At 67.2% G+C, this 22,949-nt stretch carries 28 protein-coding genes; 17 read left to right on the top strand and 11 right to left on the bottom strand.

From position 1 onward, the window contains the following. Positions 1–25: 25 nt before the first annotated feature. Positions 26–1,177 (bottom strand): HD domain-containing protein, encoded by a 1,152-nt coding sequence (locus tag DMP03_RS03120; RefSeq protein ID WP_152119254.1) that lies wholly within the window; start codon positions 1,175–1,177, stop codon positions 26–28. Between the two features lie 208 nt (positions 1,178–1,385). Here DMP03_RS03120 and DMP03_RS03115 point away from each other — a divergent pair, with 208 nt between their 5' ends. The 10 genes from DMP03_RS03115 to DMP03_RS03070 all read left to right on the top strand — a co-directional run bounded on the left by DMP03_RS03115 (position 1,386) and on the right by DMP03_RS03070 (position 10,176). Further along, positions 1,386–2,642, top strand: coding sequence for an RNA-guided endonuclease InsQ/TnpB family protein (locus DMP03_RS03115; protein WP_152119253.1), 1,257 nt, complete (start codon positions 1,386–1,388; stop codon positions 2,640–2,642). Positions 2,643–2,783: 141 nt separating this feature from the next. Further along, entirely contained in the window at positions 2,784–3,776 is a 993-nt protein-coding gene (cofD, locus tag DMP03_RS03110) for a 2-phospho-L-lactate transferase (protein WP_152119252.1), read from the top strand. After that, positions 3,776–4,507 carry a tRNA-dihydrouridine synthase gene (locus tag DMP03_RS03105; RefSeq protein ID WP_152119251.1) on the top strand — a complete coding sequence of 244 codons (732 nt, stop codon included), beginning with the start codon at positions 3,776–3,778 and terminating at the stop codon, positions 4,505–4,507. The genes cofD and DMP03_RS03105 overlap by 1 nt, the downstream gene beginning before the upstream one ends. Further along, the gene (locus DMP03_RS03100; RefSeq protein ID WP_152119250.1) at positions 4,504–5,337 is read left to right on the top strand and encodes a triphosphoribosyl-dephospho-CoA synthase; all 834 of its coding nucleotides are present in this window, start codon (positions 4,504–4,506) and stop codon (positions 5,335–5,337) included. The genes DMP03_RS03105 and DMP03_RS03100 overlap by 4 nt, the downstream gene beginning before the upstream one ends. After that, a complete protein-coding gene (locus DMP03_RS03095; RefSeq protein WP_152119249.1) occupies positions 5,334–5,894 on the top strand; it encodes a DUF447 domain-containing protein in 561 nt (186 codons plus the stop codon). Before DMP03_RS03100 ends, DMP03_RS03095 begins: the two co-directional genes overlap by 4 nt. Before the next feature lie 49 nt (positions 5,895–5,943). After that, positions 5,944–6,141 carry a 30S ribosomal protein S17e gene (locus DMP03_RS03090; protein WP_152119248.1) on the top strand — a complete coding sequence of 66 codons (198 nt, stop codon included), beginning with the start codon at positions 5,944–5,946 and terminating at the stop codon, positions 6,139–6,141. 215 nt (positions 6,142–6,356) lie between these two features. After that, the gene (locus DMP03_RS03085; protein WP_152119247.1) at positions 6,357–6,947 is read left to right on the top strand and encodes a TetR/AcrR family transcriptional regulator; all 591 of its coding nucleotides are present in this window, start codon (positions 6,357–6,359) and stop codon (positions 6,945–6,947) included. Further along, on the top strand, positions 6,947–8,446 hold the full coding sequence (locus tag DMP03_RS03080; RefSeq protein WP_152119246.1) for an MATE family efflux transporter: 1,500 nt from the start codon (positions 6,947–6,949) through the stop codon (positions 8,444–8,446). Before DMP03_RS03085 ends, DMP03_RS03080 begins: the two co-directional genes overlap by 1 nt. Positions 8,447–8,506: 60 nt before the next feature. Continuing rightward, positions 8,507–9,538 (top strand): aspartate-semialdehyde dehydrogenase, encoded by a 1,032-nt coding sequence (gene asd, locus DMP03_RS03075; protein ID WP_152119245.1) that lies wholly within the window; start codon positions 8,507–8,509, stop codon positions 9,536–9,538. After that, entirely contained in the window at positions 9,538–10,176 is a 639-nt protein-coding gene (locus DMP03_RS03070; RefSeq protein WP_152119244.1) for a hypothetical protein, read from the top strand. Before asd ends, DMP03_RS03070 begins: the two co-directional genes overlap by 1 nt. A gap of 4 nt (positions 10,177–10,180) precedes the next feature. Here the strand turns inward: DMP03_RS03070 and DMP03_RS03065 are convergent, their stop codons facing one another. Further along, positions 10,181–10,621: a hypothetical protein gene (locus tag DMP03_RS03065; protein WP_152119243.1), complete on the bottom strand. Its 441-nt coding sequence runs from the start codon at positions 10,619–10,621 to the stop codon at positions 10,181–10,183. A 77-nt stretch (positions 10,622–10,698) separates the two neighbouring features. Between DMP03_RS03065 and DMP03_RS03060 the strand changes: the two genes are divergently transcribed. Beyond that, positions 10,699–11,061: a VOC family protein gene (locus DMP03_RS03060; protein WP_152119242.1), complete on the top strand. Its 363-nt coding sequence runs from the start codon at positions 10,699–10,701 to the stop codon at positions 11,059–11,061. 7 nt (positions 11,062–11,068) lie between these two features. Here the strand turns inward: DMP03_RS03060 and DMP03_RS03055 are convergent, their stop codons facing one another. Further along, complete coding sequence (locus DMP03_RS03055) at positions 11,069–12,022, bottom strand: D-2-hydroxyacid dehydrogenase (RefSeq protein WP_152119241.1); 954 nt, start codon at positions 12,020–12,022, stop codon at positions 11,069–11,071. A gap of 77 nt (positions 12,023–12,099) precedes the next feature. Between DMP03_RS03055 and panB the strand changes: the two genes are divergently transcribed. Beyond that, positions 12,100–12,906, top strand: coding sequence for a 3-methyl-2-oxobutanoate hydroxymethyltransferase (panB, locus tag DMP03_RS03050; RefSeq protein ID WP_152119240.1), 807 nt, complete (start codon positions 12,100–12,102; stop codon positions 12,904–12,906). On the opposite strand, the gene DMP03_RS03045 is transcribed toward panB, so the two are convergent. Next, on the bottom strand, positions 12,903–13,688 hold the full coding sequence (locus DMP03_RS03045) for an alpha/beta fold hydrolase (RefSeq protein ID WP_152119239.1): 786 nt from the start codon (positions 13,686–13,688) through the stop codon (positions 12,903–12,905). The two genes, panB and DMP03_RS03045, sit on opposite strands and share 4 nt — an antisense overlap. A 143-nt stretch (positions 13,689–13,831) precedes the next feature. Between DMP03_RS03045 and DMP03_RS03040 the strand changes: the two genes are divergently transcribed. Genes DMP03_RS03040 through DMP03_RS03030 form a run of 3 tightly spaced genes read left to right on the top strand, consistent with a single transcriptional unit; the run spans position 13,832 to position 16,741 of the window. Beyond that, positions 13,832–14,071, top strand: a complete 240-nt coding sequence (locus tag DMP03_RS03040) for a DUF7127 family protein (protein ID WP_152119238.1) — start codon at positions 13,832–13,834, stop codon at positions 14,069–14,071. Beyond that, positions 14,068–16,338: a CDC48 family AAA ATPase gene (locus tag DMP03_RS03035; protein WP_268900762.1), complete on the top strand. Its 2,271-nt coding sequence runs from the start codon at positions 14,068–14,070 to the stop codon at positions 16,336–16,338. Before DMP03_RS03040 ends, DMP03_RS03035 begins: the two co-directional genes overlap by 4 nt. 52 nt (positions 16,339–16,390) lie before the next feature. Then, complete coding sequence (locus DMP03_RS03030) at positions 16,391–16,741, top strand: HesB/IscA family protein (protein WP_152119237.1); 351 nt, start codon at positions 16,391–16,393, stop codon at positions 16,739–16,741. 24 nt (positions 16,742–16,765) lie between these two features. On the opposite strand, the gene DMP03_RS03025 is transcribed toward DMP03_RS03030, so the two are convergent. Genes DMP03_RS03025 through DMP03_RS03000 form a run of 6 tightly spaced genes read right to left on the bottom strand, consistent with a single transcriptional unit; the run spans position 16,766 to position 19,958 of the window. Beyond that, positions 16,766–16,963 carry a dodecin gene (locus tag DMP03_RS03025; RefSeq protein WP_152119236.1) on the bottom strand — a complete coding sequence of 66 codons (198 nt, stop codon included), beginning with the start codon at positions 16,961–16,963 and terminating at the stop codon, positions 16,766–16,768. A 42-nt stretch (positions 16,964–17,005) separates the two neighbouring features. Further along, positions 17,006–17,671 (bottom strand): hypothetical protein, encoded by a 666-nt coding sequence (locus DMP03_RS03020; RefSeq protein ID WP_152119235.1) that lies wholly within the window; start codon positions 17,669–17,671, stop codon positions 17,006–17,008. Next, positions 17,668–18,315, bottom strand: a complete 648-nt coding sequence (locus DMP03_RS03015) for a hypothetical protein (RefSeq protein WP_152119234.1) — start codon at positions 18,313–18,315, stop codon at positions 17,668–17,670. The genes DMP03_RS03020 and DMP03_RS03015 overlap by 4 nt, the downstream gene beginning before the upstream one ends. 39 nt (positions 18,316–18,354) lie before the next feature. Beyond that, a complete protein-coding gene (locus DMP03_RS03010; RefSeq protein ID WP_172967055.1) occupies positions 18,355–19,302 on the bottom strand; it encodes a metal-dependent hydrolase in 948 nt (315 codons plus the stop codon). Between the two features lie 39 nt (positions 19,303–19,341). Then, a complete protein-coding gene (locus DMP03_RS03005; protein WP_152119232.1) occupies positions 19,342–19,656 on the bottom strand; it encodes a DUF7116 family protein in 315 nt (104 codons plus the stop codon). A gap of 50 nt (positions 19,657–19,706) precedes the next feature. Continuing rightward, positions 19,707–19,958: a DUF5816 domain-containing protein gene (locus DMP03_RS03000; protein ID WP_152119231.1), complete on the bottom strand. Its 252-nt coding sequence runs from the start codon at positions 19,956–19,958 to the stop codon at positions 19,707–19,709. A 104-nt stretch (positions 19,959–20,062) separates the two neighbouring features. On the opposite strand from DMP03_RS03000, the gene DMP03_RS02995 reads away from it, so the two are divergent. Together DMP03_RS02995 and DMP03_RS02990 are read left to right on the top strand one after the other, a co-directional pair. Continuing rightward, positions 20,063–21,412, top strand: a complete 1,350-nt coding sequence (locus DMP03_RS02995) for a bifunctional metallophosphatase/5'-nucleotidase (protein ID WP_152119230.1) — start codon at positions 20,063–20,065, stop codon at positions 21,410–21,412. A 38-nt stretch (positions 21,413–21,450) separates the two neighbouring features. Beyond that, positions 21,451–21,849: a universal stress protein gene (locus tag DMP03_RS02990; RefSeq protein WP_152119229.1), complete on the top strand. Its 399-nt coding sequence runs from the start codon at positions 21,451–21,453 to the stop codon at positions 21,847–21,849. Positions 21,850–21,851: 2 nt separating this feature from the next. On the opposite strand, the gene DMP03_RS02985 is transcribed toward DMP03_RS02990, so the two are convergent. Next, positions 21,852–22,862 (bottom strand): mechanosensitive ion channel family protein, encoded by a 1,011-nt coding sequence (locus DMP03_RS02985; protein ID WP_152119228.1) that lies wholly within the window; start codon positions 22,860–22,862, stop codon positions 21,852–21,854. Positions 22,863–22,949: the final 87 nt, after the last annotated feature.

Genomic DNA, 22,949 nt, shown 5'->3' with positions numbered 1-22,949 from the left:
GTGTCGTCGCTTTCCGCGAGCGTTGTCAGGGCAACCCGAGCACGTCTCGAGCGGCGGTGTGGACGGCCGACTGGTCGGCTGCGGGCGCGTAGACGCCGAGTCGCCACTGCGCGCGCCGGGTCGCCCTGAGCGCGGCCACGAGCTCAGAGGCCTGTTCGAGCCGCTGGACCACGTCCCCGACGACGACCCGGATGCGCGACTCCTTCAGCTCCGGGCGCGAGGGCACGTCGACGATGACGTGTTCGCGGTCGACGCCGGCCCGGTCAGCGATTTCGCGGGCGGCCCGTCGCTCGTCGGCCCGCGAGAGATCCGTCAGTGCGTCGGGGACCGTGTCGAGACCGGCCCACACCGCGCGCTTGTAGAGGTCGCGGCGTTCGATGCGACCGCCGAGGTCGGGCACGTCCTCACGGAGGGCGACGAGCAGGTCGTGGTCGGCCATCCGCGCGAACGTCTCGATGTCGGTGTCGGTGTCGAGCAGGCGTTCACAGGCGCGTTCGAGCATCGCGCCCGCGATGCGCGAGACGTGATGGCGATAGACGATTCCGTCCATCAGCGTCCGAGCCAACAGGAGCGACTCGGCGGTCTGGACGTTCCCCTCCGCGAGGACGAGTCGGTCGTCGCGCAGTCGGAGGTCGCGCACGAGTCGACCGTGGTCGATAGTGCCGTACGGAACGCCGGTGTGATGGGCGTCCCGCACCAGGTAATCCATCCGGTCCACGTCGAGTTCGCCGGCGACGATCTGGCCGAGGGGGCGCTCCCCGCGGACGAGCGCCGCGACGCGGTCGGGGTCGATGTCGTGGCGGTCGAGCACGCCAGCGAGTTCGGTCTCGTACAGCAGGTCGCCGAGTTCGTCGTGGTCGCGCCCGGTGTGACGCTTGATGACCGTCTCCGTCTGGTGGCCGTACGGGCCGTGACCCACGTCGTGGAGGAGTGCGGCCGCCCGGACGGCCTTCGCGCGCTCGTCGTCGATGCCGAGCGAGTCGAGGGCGGTGCGGGCGAGGTGGTAGACGCCGAGCGAGTGTTCGAAGCGGGTGTGTGAGGCAGACGGATAGACGAGCCGGACAGTCGAGAGCTGTTTGATATGGCGGAGTCGCTGGACGGCCGCCGTGTCGAGTAGGTCCGTCGCGACCGAATCGAGGGGAATCCAGTCGTGGACGGAGTCCTTGATGGCGTTCATACCGGCGTGTCGGGCGGGGGCCGTTTGGCCGTTCGGATTCGGTAGTTCCGTCCTCCTGTTGACTCATCTCGACGTTTTCAACTGGAGCGGTAGCGCGGAGTCCCCTTCCTCAAGGAGCGACCGTAGGGAGCGAGTAGGGAGGGGAGGAGCGCGTTCGGATAGGTCAAAGAAACCAATATATAAGTAGCCATAGTACTACATTGAAACTGTGGCAGACGACTACGTGCGTCGGACAGCAATCACCCGACTCTCAGTAGATGGTAAGCAACGCGAGTTGCTTGAGGAAACCATCTCTGAGTGGAAGCGTGGTTGCCAGCTCGCCACCGACATGGCGTGGGGCAAGTGCAACGCCAAGAGCGACGTACAGCCCCTCGCCTACGACGACGTGCGTGAGCAAACTGGCCTCGGGAGTCAGCACGCGATTCTCGCCACCCACCAAGCCGCACAAGCTATCACCGGCTGTCTCGAACGCCGGTCCAACGGCAAGAAGATCAGCAAGCCGACTTTCACCGCACCCACGGTGAAGTACGACACCCGGACAATGACGCTGTTCGATGACGACACAGTTTCTCTCTCCACCACGGAGAGTCGGGTCCGGTGTTCGCTTGCCCTTCCCGATGCCGACGATGGCTACCAACGGCAGTACCTCGACTCAGATGAGTGGAGCGTCACGGAAAGCACGCTCACTGCCCGTGATGGCAACTACTTCTTGCACATCGGCTTCCGCCGTCACAAGACCGATACCGAGCGCAACACCGCCGAGGACGGAACGGTCCTCGGGGTTGACCTCGGTATCGAAAACCTCGCCGTCACCAGCACCGCCTCCTTCGTTAGCGGACGAGAGGTAACCCACGACCTCCGCGAGTTCGAGAAGGTACGCGCCGGACTCCAACAGACCGGGACGCGAAGCGCCCACCGAACACTCGAACGGTCGAGTGGCCGCGAACTCCGGTATATCCGCGACGTACTCCACCAAGCGTCGAACGCCATCGTAGACGAAGCACTCCGATACGAGTGCGACGTAATAGCGTTCGAGGATTTGACCGACATCCGCGACCGCACGGGTGCGTCGTGGGGCCACAAGTGGGCATTCCGAATGCTGTACGAACAAGTCGAGTACAAAGCCGAAGCGGTCGGCGTTTCGGTGAAACAAGTCGGGTCGGCGTACACGTCGAAACGGTGCGCCGAGTGTGGCTTCACAGCCGACGAGAATCGCCCGAATCGAAACGATTTCTGCTGTCAGAAGTGCGAGTCGGAAGCGAACGCGGACTACAATGCGGCGAAAAACATCGGTATGCGGTACGTCCGTCGGGGCCAACAGTCGTCTCGGCGGACGGGCAACAGTCAGCTTGCCCTGAAGTCTGGAACGGTGACGCCGAGTGGCGGATTTACTGCCCACCCGGACGGGTTCGAGACCGAGTTCACGGACAAGCCCCACCCTCAACGAGCGAAGTCGTCAGACTGAGCGAAGTAGGGTGGGGTAGTTGACAACCGTCGTAAGCGTAAAGTCCCGTCCGACGAGTGGCGGGAACAGCGCGGGGACGCTGCCAACGGCGGGAGAGTGCGACGACGAAACCGACAAGCCGCCGGGCGAACGAACACGGGTATGGTAACGTTCCTCGCCGGCGGGACGGGGACGCCGAAGCTCCTCCACGGGGCCGCGGCGACGTTTTCGCCCGCCGAGACGACCGTGGTCGCCAACACCGGCGACGACATCGAGCTGGCGGGACACCTCGTCTGCCCGGACCTCGACACACAGCTGTTTGCCGACGCCGGTGAACTCGACACCGAGACGTGGTGGGGGCTCGCCGACGAGACGACCGAGACGCACGACGCGCTCCACGAGTTCGCCGAGCGGGCCGGACTCGGGACCGACCCCCGGTATCTCGACGCCGAGGCGCAGACGAGCGGTCGGCGACTCGCGCGCTGGCGACGCTTTTCCGGCGTTGGCGAGTTCATGCTCATCGGGGACCGCGACCGCGCCGTCCACCTCACCCGGACGGGTCGACTCGACGAGGGGGACACCCTGACGGAGGCGACGGCCGTGTTGCGCGAGGCGCTCGGCGTCGAGCGCAGGATTTTGCCGATGAGCGACGACCCCGTCGCGACCATCGTCCACACGCCAGACGGCGAACAGCACTTCCAGGAGTGGTGGGTGGCAAACAGCGGGGAGCCGGCCGTCGAGACGGTTGAGTTCCGCGGTGCCGACGACGCCGAGCCGACACCCGAGGTGACGGAGGCACTCGCCGAGCCGGTCGTCGTCGGGCCGTCGAATCCGGTCACGTCGCTCGGACCGATGCTCGCGATGGAGTCGTTCCGCGACGACCTCGGTTCGACGCCTGTCGTCGCCGTCTCCCCGTTCGTCGGCGACGAGGTCTTTTCGGGACCCGCCGGGAAGCTGATGGCCGCGACGGGCCGCGAACCGTCGACAGCCGGCGTCGCCACAGCGTACGAGTTCGCCGACGCCTTCGTCCTCGACAGCGAGGACGGGACCGACCTCGCGCGCCCGGTCGTCCGGACCGACACAACGCTCGACACGCCCGAGGACAGCGCCCGGGTCGCCCGCGCCGTCGAGCGCGCGCTCGGGGAGGTGACCTGATGTTCACGCCGCCGCTCGCCCTCGCCTCCCTCTCCGGTGAGGCCGACGCCGAGTGGGCCAAACTCGGAAGCGAGTGGGCCGGCTGTGGCTTCGTGGGTGGCGTCTCGCTCGACGAGCCGACCCGCGAGGCCGCCCGAGAGCTGGTGGCCCGCGACCGGTCGGAGTTCCTCCCCGAGGACCCGACTGCGTTCATCGACGCCCAGCTCGCGGCGCTTGCGGACGTGGACATCCGTGCCGGCGTGAACGTCCGGACGACGAGCACCGCCCCGCTCCGCGAGGCGGCCGGCGTCGCCGCCGACCACGACGCGATACTGGAGGTAAACGCCCACTGCCGACAGGATGAACTCTGCGCGGTCGGAGCCGGGGAGACGCTCCTGCGAGACACGGACCGGCTCTGTGAGTACGTCCGCTGCGCCAGCGAGGCGGGCGCGGCGGTCGGGGCGAAGGTTCGCGCCGAGACCGGCGTCGACCTGCCGACGCTCGCTTCCGAGCTTGAGTCGGCCGGCGCGGACTGTCTTCACGTCGACTGCATGGACACCGAGTCGGTCGTCGCCGACATCGCCGACGCCTGTGACCTCTTTCTCGTCGCGAACAATGGCGTGCGCGACCGGGCGACCGTCCGCGAGTACCTCGACTACGGAGCCGACGCCGTGAGCGTCGGGCGACCGTCCGACAGCCCGCGCGTGCTCGAGCGCGTCCGCGACGCCCTGTCGGAGGTGACTCGCGCGTGAGTCGGACCCACGCCGAGCAGGCGGAACTCGCGCTCCTGCTCGAAGTCGCCGGCACGCCCAAGCCGGGGAACGTGGACCGCCGCCGCGACCACGACGACCTCCGGTTCGAGCACTTCCTCGCGGGTGCGGTCGGCGCGAGCGACGGCCTTCGGGCGGCCGCCGCGGGTGAGCCAGTCGGCGAAGCGTTCGAGACCGCCGTCGCCGGAATGGCAAACCAGGAAGGAGGGAACACGCAGTTCGGCTGTCTCCTCCTGCTCGTTCCGCTCGTACGGGCCGCGGGCGCGGGAGACCTGACGTGCGACGGCGTGCGTCAGGTGTGTGAGACGACGACGGTGGCCGACGCCGCGGGCTTCTATCGCGCCTTCGAGCACGTCGACGTGGCGCTGGCCGACCCGCCGGCCGGGCTGGACGATCTCGACGCCAGACGCGGGAGCGACGCGATTCCGGCGCTCGAGCGCGACGGCGTGACGCTGTACGACGTGATGGCCCGCTCCGAGGGAGACGGCAACGCCGCCGAGTGGACGCGCGGCTTCCCGCGGACGTTCCGGGAGGCCGACCGCATCCTCGACGGCGACGGCTCCGTGCTCGACCGTGCCAGCCGCGCGTTCCTGCGACTGCTCGCAGGGGAGGAGGACGGGTTCGTCCGCCAGCAGTCGGGACCGGAGGCGGCTCGGGAGGCGACCCGGCGGGCGCAGGCCTGTCTCGACGGGGAGGAGGACCCCGAACGGATGGCCGAGGAGTTCGTCGCCCGCGGAATTAATCCGGGGACGACGGCCGACATCACCTGCGGGGCGCTGTACGTCGCCCTCGAACGAGGGCTGTCCGTATGACCGCGTGGCCGGTCGACTGGGACGGCGTGGCTGAGACGGTCGTGACGACCCGCGGGCCGAACGACCGCTGGAACGTGGCAGCACTCGGCGTCCATGCGGGCGACCCGGCGACGGCGCGGACGTGGGGCCGGACCAGGACGTGGCGCAACTTCACCGAGCGCGGGCGCGGCTACGTCCAGTTCACGCGCGACCCCGTCGACTTCGTGGAGGCTGCCTGCTCGGTCCGCGAGGAGGACGAGCAGATACTCGACTCCGCGAGCGCGTGGGCCGAGGTCCGCGTCGAACAGACGGCCGCGGGCGAGGAAGACGCCACTCAGTGGGTCGACTGGGCGCTTCACGTCGAGTCGAGCGAGGTGCGCGAGCGGTCGGTCCCGACGGTGTCGCGCGCGCATGCTGCGGTGGTGGAGGCGACGGTCGCGGCCTCCCGACTCGGCGTGCCGGGGTACGACGACGAGACGCTCCGCGAGCGAATCGCCTTCTTCGAGTCGGTGGTCGAACGCGCCGGTGGCGACCGCGACCGCGAGGCGTGGCGACGCTTCGAGACGCTGACCGAGTAGGTCGAGAGTCGAACGCTTTTTATCTGGGTAAGGAGTCAATACGGGTAAGATGCCTATCAAACCGGCCTACATCAAGAAGCTCGCCCGCGCGCTCATCGAACGATACGGCGAGGCGTTCAGCACCGACTTCGAACACAACAAGGAGGTCGTCACCGCCGTCACGAACGTCGAGTCGAAGGGCGTCCGCAACCGCATCGCCGGCTACATCACCCGCAAGCAGCGAAGCGCCGCCTACGCTGCCGCGTAACCGCGCGACACCTCCGCTGCCGCGTAACCGCGCGACACCTCCGCTGCCGCGTAACCGCGCGACACCTCCGCTGCTGCGTAACTGCGCGGTACCTCCGCCGTCACGTAACCGTGCGACATCTCACTGCCGCGTAATCTTTCTCACACCGTCCCCATCCGCGCTGAGCGTTCCGGCTCCGCAATCTATTTGACTGACTAGTTAGTCAGTTAGGGTAGATGGACGACGAGACGGAGGCGGCGGTGATGGCCGCGACCTCGCGCGCGCTGTGCGAGCACGGCTACGCCGACCTCACAATGCAGCGTATCGCCGACGAGTGGGACAAATCGAAGGCGGCCCTCCACTACCACTACGACACGAAAGAGGAGCTGTTGGAGTCGTTTCTCGACTGGACCATCGCGCGGTTCGACTCCCGGCTCGCGTGTGAGGCCGCCAACCCGTGCGAGCGACTCGACACCTTCGTCGAGGCGCTGTTCGGCCCAGCAGAGGAGAGCGACGGTAGCTTCGCCATCGCTCTGCTCGCGATGAAGGCTCAAGCGCCACACTCCGAGACCTACCGCGACCGCCTCGTCGAGATGGACGCCCGGATGCGGGAGACCCTCGCGGAGACCATCCGCGACGGTATCGAGGCGGGACAGTTCCGCGAGGTCGACCCCGAGGACACGGCCCGGTTTGCCGCCACGGCCATCAACGGTTCACACGTCCGCCGGGTCGCACTCGACGAGCGGCCGGCGGAGGCCCGCCGGCTGTTCGAACAGTATCTCGACGTGACGCTGGGACGCGAGCAGACGCCGGAGGTGCCTGTCTGATGGGGCTGTTCCCCGGCAAGGAGGACCTCGAACTCACGGAGGGAGGCGTCGCGAAGCCCCTCTTCTTCCTCGCGCTCCCCATCGTCATCACGAACCTGCTCCAGACGGCGTACAACCTCGCCGATACGTTCTGGCTGGGCCAGTACTCGAACACCGCGCTGGCCGCGGTTTCGTTCGCGTTCCCGATGGTGTTTCTGTTCATCTCGCTCGGGCTCGGTATCTCGGTGGCGGGGAGCGTCCTCGTCGCACAAAACACCGGCCGGGGCGACGAGCGACAGGCCGAGTACGCCGCCTCACAGACGGTCGTCTTCGCGCTCGTCGTCTCGGTGCTGCTCGGCGGCATCGGCTTCTTCATCGTCGACGACCTGTTGACCATCTTCGGGGCCGCGCCGGCGACGCTGGTCGAGGCGACGAAGTACATGAAAGTCATCACGCTCGGCCTGCCGGCGATGTTCGGCTTCTTCATCTTCATCTCGCTGATGCGCGGCTACGGCGACACGGTGACGCCGATGCTTGTCATGCTGGTGACGGTTATCCTCAACGTCGTCATCGACCCGTTCCTCATCAACGGCTGGGTGTTTTTCCCCGAGCTCGGCATCGAGGGAGCCGCCTACGCCACCGTCTTCTCGCGAGTCGTCGCCACGGTCGCCGGGTTCGGAATCATGTTCTCCGGTAAGCGGGGCGTGCGAATACGCCTCTCGGACATGAAGCCCGACCTGAGCTATCTGCGGGAGATTCTCAACATCGGCGTGCCCGCTTCCGTCGAGGGCGTGAGCCGGTCGCTGTCGGTGAATCTCCTGCTCATCATCGTCGGTACCTTCGCCACGGAAGTCGTCTCCGGCTACGGGATCGGCGTGCGCGTATTCTCGGTCATCTTCCTGCCGGCGATCGCCGTCGCTCGGGGCGTCGAGACGATGGCCGGACAGAACATCGGGGCCGGGAAGCCGGACCGGGCCGAGACGGCCGCCGACGTGGCCGCCGTCGCCACCTTCCTCATCCTCGGTGCCGTCGGCGTCCTCGTGTTCCTCTTCCCCGAGCCGATTATCCGCGTGTTCACCGACCCGTCGAACCCGGGGACCGAACAGGTCGTCGCCACGGGGGCACAGTTCCTCCGATACGTCGCCTTGACGTTTGGCTTCATCGGCGTCGTCCGCGCGTACACGGGAGCGTTCCGCGGCGCGGGCCAGACCCTCGTCTCGGCGGTCATCACCATCACCTTCCTCGGACTCATCCGGCTCCCGGTGGCCGCGGGGCTGGCGCTCGGCGTCGGCGGCGTCTACACGCTTCCGCTCGTCGGCGTGACCCTCACCGTCCCGCAGGTGGTCACGGCGATGGGACCGACCGGTATCTGGTGGGGCTTCGTCGTCTCCAACGTGGTCGGTGCGCTGCTCGCGCTGGCGTGGTTCAAGCGCGGTCGCTGGCGCGACGCGGAGCTTCGTGGTTCGGACTCCGCGCCGACGGACGCCGACGACATGGACGCCGCCGCCAGCGACGACTGACGGTCGGCAACGCCTTCCCGTGACGACACGGTTTTGAGTCGGCCCGTCCGAGGTTCGCCAATGGTAGACGTTGGCATTCTCGGCGCGACCGGTGCGGTCGGACAGCGACTCATCCAGCTGCTCGAACCCCACCCGGAGTTCGACATCGCGACGCTCACCGCCTCGCCGGCCTCGGCGGGGAAGACGTACAAGGAGGCCGCCAAGTGGCGGGCGGACACCCCCATGCCCGACTCCGTGACCGACATCGAGGTCACAGCCACCGATCCGGACGCGATCGGCGACGACGTGACGCTGCTCTTCTCCTCGCTCCCCTCCGGCGTCGGTGCCGAGGTCGAACCCGACCTCGCCGAGGCCGGCTACGTCGTCTCCTCGAACTCCTCGAACGCCCGCATGGCCGATGACGTTCCCCTCATCATCCCCGAGGTGAACGCCGACCACCTCGGACTCATCGACGTACAGCGCGACGACCGCGGCTGGGACGGCGCGCTCCTGAAGAACCCGAACTGCTCGACGATTACGATGGTCCCAACGCTCGCCGCCCTCGACCAGTACGGGCTTGAATCGGTGCGCGTCTCCACCCTACAGGCGGTTTCGGGTGCCGGCTACTCCGGCGTCACCTCGATGGAGATTATCGACAACGCCATTCCGCACATCGGCGGCGAGGAACAGAAGATGGAGTCGGAGTCGCGCAAGCTGCTCGGTGAGTTCAACGGGGCCGAGGTCGTGCGCCACTCGATGGACGTGGCCGCCTCCTGTAACCGGATTCCGACCATCGACGGCCACCTCGAGAACGTGTGGGCCGACACGAGCGACGACGTGACCCCCGATGAGGTGTCCGCAGCGATGTCGGCGTATCCGTCCGCGACGCTTCCGTCCTCGCCCGAGCGACTCATCCACACCTTCGAGGAACCGGACCGGCCACAGCCGCGGCTCGACCGGAACCGCGGCGACGGGATGGCCGTCTCCGCGGGCGGATTCCGCCGGACCGAAGGCGGCGTCCAGTACAACTGTCTCGCTCACAACACGATTCGCGGCGCGGCCGGCGCGTCGGTGCTCAACGGCGAGCTGCTGTTGGAGGAAGGGTACCTGTAGTGACCGAGGCGACCGTCGTCGAGTTCGACACCGCGGGCGCGGCCGCCGACGAGCGACTCGTCCGCGAGTACCTGCTTTCGGCGCGCGACCGACTGCTCTCGACTGACGCCTGTGAGCGCTGTGGCTTCCTGCGCTACGGCCACGACCCCGGACGCCCGGGCGGACAGGTCCGGCTCCATCTCCGGGGCGAGGTGGAGCTGCTCGTCGCCGCCGAGCGCGACCGCTGGGACGAACTCGTCGAGGAGGGGCTGGCTCGCTCGTGGCAGGAAGTCGGTCCCGACGACGACACCGAGACGTTCGGTCCCCGCGGTGACGCGCTCGTGGACGACCTGCAGTTTCTCGCGACGGCGATGGCTCGGCCCCTCTACGAGGAGTACGACGACCTCACGGACCTCGCGCCCGTCGACACCCACCCCGACGGCGGTCCCGTACCGGCGGGCTGGTGGACGCTGCTCCACTTCCTCTCGAACCACCGCGCTCTGACGGCGCGTGAGGAAATCGACGCCTCATTCGAGGCGATGCGGAATCGGCTGCTCTCGCTCGGGGCACGCGACCCGACGCAGGCCGAACGGAAAATCGAGACACTCCAAGAGGACCTCGATGACCTGCGGGGCGAAATCGAGTCCACGCGCGAGTAGTCGACTACTCGCGGATTAGCTCTCCGCGGAGTCGGGGCGCGATACCGCCGGTGTAGGCTCCGATGCTGGCGATTATCGTCCAACAGCTCCCGGCGATGAAGCCGGTCGTCGCGTCGGGATACCGGAAGACGATGTCGAAGCGCGAAAGCTCCGTGGCCGCCAGCCGATTGAGACCGTTGAACACGCCGTACGGCTCGTTGGCGAAGAAGACGAGCACGATGGCGGCACCGGCGACAGCGCCGGCGAGCGAGCCGGCGAGCAGGCCGTGGTGGTCGGTCCGGTCCTCGGCCAGGGTGCCTGCAACGACGCCCGCGACGACGCCCGTCCCGAACAGGAGCGGCAGCGAGGCGGCGGGCAGTTCGTGGAGCGTCGGCGTGAACGCGAGCACGGCGAGATAGCCGACGCCGGCACCCCCGCCGGCGAGGACGGCCCCGCGGTCGGTCATACCCACACGTGGGGCGAGACACAGTTGTACGTAGCGGTAGCCGTCGGATTCATGTCGGCGGCGCGCGGGGAAGAGGTATGGAGATACTCCACACCTGTCTGAACGTCGCTGACGCCGACGAGACCATCGCCTTCTACGAGCAGTTCGGCTTCGAGGAGAGCTGGTCGTTCGAGGCCGGCGACACCGAGAACCGCTACATCGCCGACGACGACGGCGTCGAACTCCAGCTCTCGGACACCGAAGGCGAGACGGCCTTCGAACAGGGGACCGCGTGGGACCACCTCGCCATCCGTGTCGACGACGTGGACGCAACCTTCGAGCGAGTCGACCACCACGGCGTCGTCCAGGAGCCGGGCGACCAGCCAGCCGCCGGCGCGCGAACCGCGTTCATCGAGGACCCCGACGGCCACGTGCTCGAACTCATCGAACCGCTCGAGTGAGACTCGATTAGGGTTCGATAACGACGTTGTCGAGGTCGACGCCCCAGCCGCCCCGTTCCACGCAGTCGACGTTCGTACCGACAATCTCGGCCAGCCGTTCATAATAACGGGGCGTCGACCCCGCGTTGTGCGGGGTAATCTGTACCGCAGAGAGCGTCCAGAGGGGGTGCTCCGGCGGCAGCGGCTCGGGGTCGGTCACGTCGAGGGTGGCTCCGCCGATGCGGTCGTTGCGAATCGCGTCCAGCAGCGCGTCGGTGTCGACGACGGGACCCCGCGCGACGTTGACGAGAACCGACTCCGTGGGCATCGTCGTGAGCTCGTCGTCGCCGATGAGTCCGCGAGTCGCGTCCGTGAGCGGACACGCGAGCACGACCGCGGCCGATTCGGCGAGCGCGTCGTGGAGGCTGTCGGGACCGACGACGGTGTCGGCGGGACCACCGAGGTCCGGGGAGGCCCGAATCCCGACCGTCTCCACGTCGAACGGGTCGAGCCGCTCAACGACGGCTTGCCCGATATTACCCAGTCCGACGACGGTGACAGTCGACCCGGCGAGTTCGGTCACAGGAACTGGCTGCCACTCCCGGCGGTCCTGCTGGCGGTACGCCTGCTGGAAACCGCGGACGTGCGAGAGCAGCGCACCAACGACGTATTCGCCGATATTGGGCGCGTGAACGCCGGCTGCGTTCGTCAGTCCGACGCCGTGGGATTCGAGCGCGTTGAGCGGGAGGTGGCCGTGGCCAGCGTATGCTCCCGCGAACAGCCGCAGTTCCTCGGCACGGTCGAGGAGGTCGGCCGTGATCTCTGTGCCGGTCGCGACGGCCGCGTCGGTGATTTCGGCGCGCTCCTCGCTCGGGGTGCGCGCGTGGACGATGTCGTGGTCGGGGAGGCGGTCGCGTAGTTCGGCGGCGTAGTCGCTCGCGTTCGTTCCGTGGACGCCCTCGCGCAAGACGAGAATCTTCATACGCGAGCCTCGCGGTCGGGGGTGAAAAATCCGTCCGGCGACGGGGGCTTTATCGCCGGCGCGGCCGGACGCCCGGTATGCGCGCGAAGGACATCAGAGCGAAGGCAGACACGGAGCCGATCACCATGCTCACGGCCTACGACGCCCCAACCGCCGCCGTCGTCGACGAGGCCGGCATCGACGTGATTCTCGTGGGCGACTCCGTCGGAAACACGCAGCTGGGCCACGACTCGACGCTACCCGTCACGGTCGACGAGATGGCGAGCCACACCGCCGCGGTCGCACGCGGAGCCGACGACGCGCTCGTCGTCGCTGACATGCCGTTTCTCTCCTTCGGCGTAAGTACCGAGGCGAGCATCGAGAACGCCGGTCGCATGCTGAAGGACGCAGACGCCGACGCCGTCAAGCTGGAGTGTGGGCCACACACCGTCGAACTGACCGAGCGGCTCACCGACCTCGGTATCCCGACGATGGCGCATCTCGGACTCACCCCGCAGCGGGAAAACGAGACCGGGCTGTTCCGACAGGGAACCGACGCCGAGGGTGCTCGGGAGATTCTCGATCTTGCGCGCGCCCACGAGGAGGCCGGCGCGTTCTCGCTCGTCTTGGAACACGTCCCCGCGAACCTCGCCAGCGAGGTGACTCGTGAGCTAGAGATACCGACCATCGGCATCGGGGCCGGGCCGGAGTGTGACGGACAAGTGCTCGTCGTGGACGAGGTGCTAGGACTGAGCGAGAGGACGGCTCCGTTCTCGAAGGCGTGGGGCGACGTTCGCGGCGAGATGCAACAGGCAATCGAGGGGTACCGCGACGACGTGGAGTCGGGAGCCTTTCCCGCCGACGAGCACTCACACTACGAATCCGAACTGGAGGACGTGTACTAGCTGTCGGGGACCCGGTGTAGCTCCTTCCCGAGGAACGTGCGAACGCGTTCGTTCCAGACGACCGGGCGTTCGAGCATCGATAGATGTGCACAGTCGTCTATCAGCGTCACCTCACAGTCCGGGAGCTCTCTCCCCAGGTACTCGGTGAACGACGGCGGCGTCATACCGTCGTGTTCGCCGGTGATGGCGAGGGCGGGCACGTCGACCTCGTCAAGACGGTCACGCACGTCGAACGTGTCGCAGGTGCGGAAATCACGGGTCGTGACGGCTTGGCCCGTCTCGTGGAACGCGGCGGTCGTTCGCGCCACCACACCGCCGTCGGGGTCGTGAAACAGGAGGTTCGGCGCGGCCAGCGTTTCGAGGGCAGCGTCGAACTCGCCGTCGAACATCGACAGTAGTTCGTCGCCAACGGCCAGCTTCGCGCCCGTGCCACAGAGGACGAGCGCTTCGGGATCGAAGCCGTGTTCGAGGACCGCCCACAGCGCGACGGCTCCGCCCATCGAATTCCCGACGAGCGTCGCTGCGCCCGTCTCGCTGGCGACCGCGAGTACGTCCCGTGCGTAGGCGTCGAGCGTCTCGGTCCCAGAATCGAGGTCGGCGTCGTCGCTCTCGCCGTGGCCGGTCAGGTCGAGCGCGACCGCCGGTCCGACTCCGTTGGGCGCGTACTGTTCGACCCACAGGCGGTGGTCGCCGCCGGCCCCGTGGACGTAGAGTACGGGGGAGTCTCCGTCGCCGGTCCGTCGGTACGCGACCTCCCTGCCCGCGTGCGTGACTGTCTCCATGGACGACGCTCACGGCCGACCGGCTTGAACGCGGCGGCCGACAAGTTCGCTGAACCGCAAACATAGCGTGAGTTCGACACTTATTACAGTAGGCCGCATTTGGAGAAGCATTTATATACTATTGAGACTAACATGTGGTTAGGATGAGTGACTTTACAACACAGTTCGCCCGTGAGGACGGCGTCGCGACGGCGCGGTACGAGCAGGGCGACACCGTCGGCTTCGTCGCCGACGTTGGCGTAGGCACCGACGCGACGGCAGACATCGTCGCCGGGACCGCGATGGTCGTCGTCGACGACGACCAGTACGAGTTCGACGTGCCCGCGGGCGACGCGACCGCCCGCGTGAGCAACGGCGTCGTCACCGTGGAGGTGGTGCGGTGAGCCAGACGCTCGTCGTGAAGCCGATGCCCCAGAGCAAGGCCGGTCGCGGTCTCGCCATGGTCGATTCGGAGGCGATGGAGGAGCTCGGTCTCGACAACGGCGACTACATCGTCATCAGCGGAGGCGAGAACCGGACCATCGCCCGCACCTTCCCCGGCTACGAGGACGCCGGGACGGGCGTCGTCCGTATCGACGGGCGGCTCCGCTCGGAGGCGGGCGTCGGTATCGACGACCGCGTCGAAATCGAGAAGGCGGACGTGAGTCCCGCCAAGTCGATCACCGTCGCGCTCCCGTCGAATCTCCGGATTCGCGGCAACATCGCCGGCCCGATTCGCGACAAGCTCTCCGGGCAGGCGGTGACCCCCGGACAGCAGGTCCCATTCAGCTTCGGCTTCGGGGCCTTCTCCTCAATGAGCGGCCAGCAGATTCCGATGAAGATTGCCGAGACCGACCCCTCGGGGACGGCCGTCATCACCGACTCGACGGAGGTCAACATCTCCGAGCGACCGGCCGAACAGATCGTCGGCGAGCAGTCGAGCACCGCCAGCGAGGACGGCGGCACGCCGAACGTCACCTACGAAGACATCGGTGGGCTGGACGACGAGCTCGAGCAAGTGCGTGAGATGATCGAGCTGCCGATGCGCCACCCGGAGCTGTTCTCGCAGCTCGGCATCGACCCGCCGAAGGGCGTGCTCCTGCACGGCCCGCCGGGCACGGGGAAGACCCTCATCGCCAAGGCCGTCGCCAACGAGGTCGACGCCTACTTCACCGACATCTCCGGCCCGGAGATCATGTCGAAGTACTACGGCGAGTCCGAAGAGCAGCTGCGTGAGGTGTTCGAAGAGGCCGAGGAGAACCAACCAGCCATCATCTTCATCGACGAGCTGGACTCCATCGCGCCCAAGCGCGAGGAGACCTCCGGCGACGTGGAACGCCGCGTCGTCGCGCAGCTGCTCTCGATGATGGACGGGCTCGACGAGCGTGGACAGGTAACCGTCATCGCCGCCACCAACCGCGTCGACGCCATCGACCCCGCGCTCCGCCGCGGTGGCCGGTTCGACCGCGAAATCGAGGTCGGCGTCCCCGATCAAGAGGGCCGCGAAGAGGTCCTACAGGTCCACACCCGCGGGATGCCGCTTGCCGACGGTATCGACCTCGAAGCGTACGCCGAGTCGACCCACGGCTTCGTCGGGGCCGACCTGGAGTCGCTGACGAAGGAGTCGGCGATGAACGCGCTCCGTCGCGTCCGCCCGCAGTTGGACCTCGAGAGCGACGAAATCGACGCCGAGGTGCTCGACTCCATCGAGGTGACCGAGGCTGACTTCAAAGACGCGCTGAAGGGAATCACCCCGAGCGCGATGCGGGAGGTCTTCGTCGAGGTCCCCGACGTACAGTGGAACGACGTCGGTGGACTCGACGACACCAAGACCCGGCTCCAAGAGACCATCCAGTGGCCCCTCGATTACCCGGAGGTGTTCGAGCAGATGGACCTCCAGGCCGCGAAGGGCGTCCTGATGTACGGCCCGCCGGGCACGGGGAAGACCCTCATCGCCAAGGCCGTCGCCAACGAGGCCGAGTCCAACTTCATCTCGGTGAAGGGACCGGAGCTGCTCAACAAGTACGTCGGCGAGTCGGAGAAGGGAGTCCGCGAGGTGTTCGAGAAGGCGCGCTCGAACGCGCCGACGGTCATCTTCTTCGATGAGATCGACGCCATCGCCGGCCAACGGGGCAAGGACATGGGCGATTCCGGCGTCGGCGAGCGGGTCGTCTCCCAGCTGCTGACGGAGCTGGACGGGCTCGAAGAGCTCGAGGACGTGGTCGTCGTGGCGACGACCAACCGGCCGGACCTCATCGACTCGGCGCTGTTGCGCCCGGGGCGACTGGACCGTCACATCCACGTGCCGGTGCCGGACGAGGACGGCCGCCGCAAGATCTTCGAGGTGCACACGCGCGACAAGCCGCTTGCCGACGACGTGGACCTCGACCGGCTGGCGCGCAAGACCGACGGCTACGTCGGTGCCGACATCGAGGCCGTCGCCCGCGAGGCGTCGATGGCCGCGACCCGCGAGTTCATCAACTCCGTCGACCCCGAGGACGCCGTCGGCTCTGCCGGGAACGTCCGCGTGACGATGGACCACTTCGAACACGCGCTCGAAGAGGTGACCGCGTCGGTCGACGCAGAGACCCGCGAACAGTACGACGACATCGAGTCGGAGTTCGACAGCGGCGACGACACCGGCCGGGACGTGTCCCGCACGTTCCAGTAAGCCGCCCGTCTGCCGGCGTCACTGTTTTGTCCGCGCGTGTCCGTTACCAAGTATGAGCAGTACCGACACGACACCCGTCGAGATCACCGAGCCGGCGGCAGGACAGGCGGTCGGACTCATCGAAGACGAGGGGCTGGACACCGACGTGGCCGGCCTCCGCCTGTTTGTTCAACAGGGCGGCTGTGCGGGCCTTTCCTACGGGATGCGGTTCGACACCGAGCCGGAAGAAGACGACACCATCATCGAGGGCCACGGCCTGCGCGTGTTCATCGACCCCGCGAGCATGGAGTATATCGGCGGGTCGACGCTCGACTTCGAGGGCGGCCTGCAGGGCAAGGGCTTCTCGGTCGAGAATCCGAACGCGGAAAGCGAGTGTGGCTGCGGGGAGAGCTTCCGGACGTAGTCGCTCCTTCCCAAGAGTCGCCCGTTACTCCACCTCGAACGCAACCGTCACTTCTGCCTGGTACTCCCGTCCCTCGACGGAGCCGACTTCGACGCCGAGCTCCTCGACTTCGACCCACTGGACGTTGTCGAGCGTCTCCTCTGCCCGGTCGATCGCGTCGTCCGTGGCGTGGTCGAAGCTCTCGGAGCTCCGGCCGATGAGGGTGACTTTCTTGAACACCATGCATGCGACGTTTCGCCAGCAACACAAAAGAAAGTACCCCCGTCAGGAGCTGGACTCACTGTCGAGCCGGTCGGCAATCGCCGCGACGACGCCGCTGAGCCGTGTAGTCCCCCAAATTGCGACGATAGTCGCACCGACGGCGTCGAACGCGAGGTCGGCAATCGTGTCACCGAGTCCGTACTGTGTGAGCACCGCCGCCGCGCCGAACCGTTCGGCGGCGACGCCCAGCGTGAACTCGATGACCTCCCAGAGGACGCCGAACGCGAACGTCAACAGGAGGATGAAGACGAACATGAACTCGCTCGGCAGCCAGACCTCGTCGTCGTGCACGTCGATTGCGCGGGCGACCGAGTAGCCGGCTCCGGCGACCACACTGGCCGACAGCGCGTGAGTGACGTGGTCCCACCACCACGTCGTCCGGTAGAGGTTCTGCTCGACGACGCCCGGGACGACGATGGTCCCGACCGCGTGGAGAAACACCGCCGACGTAATCCAGAGTGTGAGTCCGGCGTCCATCGGCAGGTCGTAGTCGCGTTCGAGCAGCCCCGGAACGCGGGCGACCAACAGTCCGATAGCGCAGTTGACGATGATTCCGGTCTGGCCGTACCGGACACCAATAGCGAGCATCGCGACCAGACTCAGCTCCATCACCCGGACGAGCCGCCGCTGCTGGCGCGCAGAGATGCCGAGTCGACCGCGGATGTTCACGACAGTTCCACCTCTACTTGCTCAAGAATATCTTCGCCACGGTGTTGCCGGCGGAAGTACCCCTCGAAGAGGACGCCGGCCCCGATTCCCGCGATGAAGCTCGCGACGAACTCGACCATCAGCTTGTGTTCGACCTGGGAGAGGGCCTCCCGCGGGGCGTTCGGGCCGCCGGGCGGGAGCAGGAGTTGGGTGCCGAGATAGGCGTCGGAGCCGTAGCGGACGAGCGCCCAGATGCCCGCCGCAGCCATCGTCGTGATGACGACGAAGCCGACCGCGAACCGGTAGCTCATCTCGACGGGCGTGAGCAGGTGGAGTTCGACGGCGATGAGCAGTGCGACCGTCGCCACGGCTACGTAGGTGACGATGTCAGACCGGAACACCGCGAGCGAGGCGACGACGCGGGCAAGCAGCGGGAGCGCCGCGAGCAACAGCAGCTCCCACGGCAACATCGCCGTCGGGTCGCGGTAGACGACCGGCACGACCAGTCCGAGGAGACCGACGACCAGGGCGAATCCCGCCCACAGCGGGGCGACGGCCACGGCGTTCGCGACGGCCACGAGGAAGGTGAACGCGATAACGGCCCACGCGAGAGATGCGTTGGTGCGTGCTCCGCCGAGTAGTCGCCCGATTCCGGAATCTTCCATGACCCGCTGTTCCCGTCGGGTACTGTTAGTTATCGGGGACTACACCGCGAGATACGCAACGGTGTACGTCGCCGTGGCGAGCGTGATAGCCGCCAAGCCCGTCACGCCGGTGGTGAACGACTCCCCGCGCAGGTCGGACAGCGACCGCACGTCGAGCGCCGGCAGCGGGGTCGCAACCGCGAGCGACAGGGCGAGCAGCGAGAACACGAACAGATAGGCGGTGTGGAGCGTCGGGTCGGGCGCGACGACGACGAACGCGGCGAACAGCGTCGCAAGCCCGGCGCGCGTTCGGAGGCGGCGACGCACGTGGAGCAGGGGCCGTTCTCCGCGTGTGACCCACAGATAGACGCCGAGCGCGAGCCAGAAGGTCGCAAGCTCCGCGGCGAGGGGCGCGAGCAGGTTCAGCGTCGGGTCCCCCAGCAGATTCGGCCGCGTCGCGGTGAGCGTCACGTCGAACGGGTAGAAGAAGGCCGGCGGTGTCCCGGTGAGCAGGTCGCCGAACGGGTGTGAACAGAGTCCGACGACCCCGGCGACCGTGACCGCGGTCGGGGCGATGTCGTACCGGCGTGCACCGCGAGCGAGTGCGGCGACCGTGACGGCGAGCAAGCCGACGACGACCGCCGGAAGCCCCCCGGAGACGGCGAACGCGACGGCGACGACGCCGGCGAGTGCACCCGCCCCGAGGAACTGCACGAGGCGGCGCTCGCTCGCAACTGCGCCCGCGGCGAGACCGAAGACCAAGCCGACGACGAGCGAGTGGGTGACGACCCGGTGGATTTCGGTACTCGCGGCCCAGAAGCTCCCGACAGCGCTCCCGCCGGTCGGTTCGAGCACGCCGAGGAAGGCGTACGCCATGTCCACGTCGGGAGCGAGACCGAACAGGCCGGCAAGAAGCCCGACCGCCAGCGTTCGCTCGCGCGACAGCCCGGCCCGCGTGGCCGCGGCTGCGACGAGGGCGAACGCGAGGAAGCCGTGGCCGATAAACACGGCTGCTGTAGCGCGTGGACGGAGATAAGTTATCTGTCGTTACGGCGCTTCGAGCGTCGGCGCGGACGGGTGGAGCACGTCGTAGCCGTCGTCGTGGACGCCGATAACCGCCCAGTCGTACGGGTACTCTCCCTCACAGAGTTCAGCACAGAGGTCGTCTGCGCGGTCGGCCCGGGCGACGAAACACCGGAGCCCAGCGGCTGGCTCCTCGTTCGTCGGCTCACCGGTCGTGACGTGGACGGTCCGCCACTTGCGTGTCGCGTGTAGCCCGTCGACGCCGCGCTCGATGTCGTAGCCCAGCCCTCGGAAGATCGATTCGGCCTCGTCTGTGAGTCCCGCGTGCTCTGCGGACATTCACTTGCACTTCGAAGTCGAGTGTGTTAACGTTTTGCACGGTCGGGGCGCTACTCGTGGGCGGCGTCCCACTCGTCGGGGCGTTTGAAGTTGCCACAGTCGTTGCACTTCACGCGGCCCATCGAGTCCATCGCGGTCGAGAGGCTGTCGCAGTTGCCACACAGGTACCCCCACGGTCGCTCGCGCGCGTCGTCGACGTAGACGACGAAGAACGGCGCGTCGGCTCCCTTCTCGGCCTCGTGGCGGGAGACGTACAGCGTCTCGCCCTCGTGTCCGCGCTCGTCCAGCCTAGTGTTGCTCATACCAACCCGAACGGCTCCCGGGGCGAAAACAGTACGGTCTGGGGAGGGTATCCTGTGAACTGTTCAAGCGACACCGTTTTTCGCGCGAACAGCCGAGACGTGGTATGCTTCGGCTTCTCCACTACTCCGACATCGAGAACGCCTACGACGACCCCGACCGGCTCGCCCGACTCGCGGGCACTATCGAGACTCGCCGCGACGCCGACACGCTCGTCTTCGGCACGGGCGACAACACCTCTCCCGGGATTCTCCCGCTCGTAACGAAGGGCGAGCAGGCGCTCGATTTCTTCCACGCCGTCGATCCGGACGCCGACACCTTCGGCAACCACGACTTCGATTACGGTCCCGACCGCGCGCTCGATATCATCGAGCGCGCCCCCCAGCCGTGGCTCTGTGCCAACGTCGAGCGCGGCGGGGAGCAGTTCGGCCACGAGTCGAGCGTGCGCCCGTGGCAGATATTCGAGCGCGACGGCCAGCGGGTCGGCGTCTTCGGGCTCGTCACTCCCAAGACCGCGAGCATCAACCCCGCCACCGAGGACGTTGTCTTCACCGACCCGATTGTCGCGGCCGAGAAGGCCGTCGACGCCCTCCAAGCCGAGGGCGTCGACTACGTGGTCTGTCTCTCGCATCTCGGTCGCGGCGACGAGACACTCGCCGCCGAGGTCGACGTAGACGTCGTGCTCGGTGGACACAACCACGCCGAGTTGGTCGAACGGCTGGACGATACCCTCCTGACGCGTCCGGGCGTCAACGGACAGGTGTTGTTCGAGGTGACACTTCCAGAGAAGACGGTGACGCGCCACGTCGTCACCGACGGCCCTCGCGATGAGTCCGTCGCCGAGGCGGTCGAGACACGACTCGACGAGGCCGGCGTCGACGAGGTGGTCGCGACCGTCAAGGAGCCAATCGAGCGCACCGAGGTCGCCTGTTTCCACGGCGAATCACGCGTCGGGAACTTCGTCGCCGACGCCTACCGCTGGGAGACGGACGCCGACGTTGGACTGCAAAACTCCGGCGGTATCCGGTCCGGGCCGGCCCTTTCGGGAGAAGTGACGGTCGGCGACCTTATCTCGCTCATCCCGTTCGACGAGCCGCTCGCCGTCGCTGAACTGACCGGCAAAGAGCTTCGCGAGGTGTTCAGACAGGGCGAGGGGACGCGACTCGGCTTCGGCGAACCGGACTGGTGGCACGCCCACCTCTCGGGGGCGACTATCGAGTACGACCGCGCGAGCGACACGCTCGCGAGCGCGACCGTCAACGGCGAACCGCTCGACTCCGACCGCACGTACCGAGTCGCGCTGGCCGACTACCTCCTCCACTCGGACGACGAGTTCCCCGCCGTCGGGATGGACCACCGAGTCGGGACCACGCGCACACAGTACGAGGTACTCGCCGACTACGCCCGCAGCGAGGGACTGAACCCGACAGTCGAGGGGCGTATCCGTCACGTCTGAACAGAAAGACACACGGCGGTCGATGTCGTGGCTGAGATATGACTCGTGTCGTCGTTCCGGTCCGGTATCCGCTGTCTGACCACTCCAGACAGACGCTCGAAACGGCAATCGACCTCGCCGGCGAACACGACGCCGAGTTGACCGTCCTCCACGTAAACCTGTATCAGAACGACAGCCGCGTCACCCGCAGAGAGCTTCGGCGTGCTGTCGGGCGGGCGTTCGGCCAACTGGAGAACGTCCGTTACGTCGTCCGCTCGGGCTTCCTCGTCGAGGAGACGATTCTCGACGAGGTCATCGGCGAGGACGCCGACTACGTCGTCATCGGGCGCAAGCAGGCGAGCCGGTGGCGGCAGATGGTTCGCTCGCTCGTGGACGACCCCGACGTGGAGTCGTTTCTCCGCGAGAAGCTGGACGCACAGGTCGTCACCGCCGGGTAGCCTCAGGGGTCGCTCGAACCGTCGCCTGTCGGTCCGGACTCGTCGGGGATGTCGTGGTCCGGTTCGCCGTCGGACGGGGCGTACTCCTCGGGGGCGCGTTCGCGCATCCCGACCGCGACCTCTCCGCTCGTGTCGTCGAAGACGAGATGCGAGTGCGGGTAGGCCATCTCCGCGTCGGCGTCGGCAAACAGCTCGCGGATGTTCGTCTGCACCTTCGAGCGCGTGGCGAGCAGCTTGTACGGCTCGGTCACCCAGTACCGGAGCCGGAGGTTCACCCCGTTGTCGCCGTGGGTCTCGATGTAACAGGTCGGTGCGGCCGGGTAGCGCGCACCGCCGATACGGATGTCCGGCCCGCCGTTGATGACGGTGTCGACCTGTCGGGCAGCCTGCTCGATGCGGTCGCGCGCCTCCGGAATATCGGATTCGTATGTGACGAGCACGTCGAGCGCGAGTCGCGTCCGGGAGTCCTCTGCCGAGAAGTTCACCACGTCGCGGTCGCGCATCGCGCCGTTGGGCAGGATGAGGAAGGTGTTGTCGAGCGTGAACAGCTTGGTGTACCGGAGCGTTATCTCCTCGACGAAGCCGTAGGTGTCGCGGTCGGCGAGCTGTATCATGTCGCCGATCTCGTAGGGCTGTTCGGAGAGGATGAAGAAGCCGCTGATGATGCTCCCGATGAGCGGCGCGAGCACGATACCGATGACCGCCGAAAACACGGACAGCGAGATGGCGAGGTCGCTGATTCGAATTCCGAAGACGGCCAGGGCGACGAAGATGGAGACGACGAAGATGCTCATCTGCGTCGCGCGGAGGACGGTCTGGCTGATGCTCTGTCGTTTGAACCGGCGGGCGATGCGCCGTCCGAGCAGCCGACGCACCAGCTTCGAGAGGTAGTAGCCGACGACGACGATGGCGACGGCGGTCGCAAACTGGAACAGCCAGTCGGGAATCTCCGTAGGGAGCCACGTCGGCGGTCGCAGCCCCTCCGGCGTGCCAGTCGGCGTCCCCGGTTGCATACTCGCCGCTGGCCCGCGGCGTGAAAAAGCGTTGCCCTCACTGGGGTGTGTTCACACGGCTGCGAGCAGCCCTATACTGCTCCAGCC

Source organism: Halosegnis rubeus (assembly GCF_009184545.1).
Lineage (GTDB): Archaea > Halobacteriota > Halobacteria > Halobacteriales > Haloarculaceae > Halosegnis > Halosegnis rubeus.
The sequence above is the reverse complement of the archived record's forward strand: the minus strand, read 5'-3'. Positions and strand labels throughout refer to the sequence as shown.